The organism is Vibrio sp. 1069 (assembly GCF_033340555.1).
The window spans coordinates 1-782 of sequence record NZ_JAWOWP010000270.1 but is presented as its reverse complement, the minus strand read 5'-3'; the positions used below and the strand labels follow the sequence as shown (position 1 = coordinate 782).

The 782-nt window shown below is 42.6% G+C and carries 1 protein-coding gene; it reads left to right on the top strand.

Going from position 1 to position 782, the window contains the following annotated elements; translation table 11 throughout:
- A partial coding sequence (locus R7040_RS25910; RefSeq protein WP_318097492.1) for an aromatic amino acid transport family protein occupies positions 1–534 on the top strand: 534 nt, incomplete at its 5' end.
- Positions 535–782 lie beyond the last annotated feature (248 nt).

The following is a 782-nucleotide window of genomic DNA, read 5'->3' as shown; positions in this document are numbered from 1 at the left end:
AAACTGATTTTACGTCGCACGAGCATCATGCTTATCGCATTCGTACTATTGTTTGTTTTCTCGTGCGTATTAGCACTATCGCCAGAGCAACTTGCACAGGCAAAAGCGCAAAACGTATCCGTACTCTCTTACCTTGCAAACGCAACGGATAACCCGTTCATCGCAACACTTGGTCCTTTGGTGGCGTTTGTCGCGATCACTTCTTCTTTCCTTGGTCATTTCTTAGGCGCACGTGAAAGCTTGAACGGCTTAATCACAAAGCACTCAAATTTGTCTGAAACACGTGTTGATCGTATTAGCGTAGTGGTTCTTTTCTTGTCAATTTGGGCTGCAGCAATCATGAACCCAAGTATTTTAGGCATGATGGAAGCGTTATCTGGGCCAGTTATCGCAATGATCTTGTTCATTATGCCGATGTTGGCGGTACATAAGATTGAGTCGATGAAGCAGTATCGTGGAAAGCTCTCTACCTATTTTGTTCTGATCACAGGTATTGTTGCGGTAAGTGCTTTGGTTTTTAGCTTACTCAGCTAAGAAGGGGTTACTTTGAGTGATTTTCAGGGGAATACCGTTTACAACTGAAGGTAATTCCCTGAATTTTGCTTTTGTTTTCTAAAACGTAATCTAGCTTACGTCACTCCACTAAATAAGAGCGAAAACACCCGCCAACATTACTACTGAGGCGATACAAGTGCGAGCAATGATGCCGAAGTGCGACGGTTGAATCATTTCGTTATGCATAAATAATCGCCTGTTTGTTATGAACAGCCAATTTACTTTGG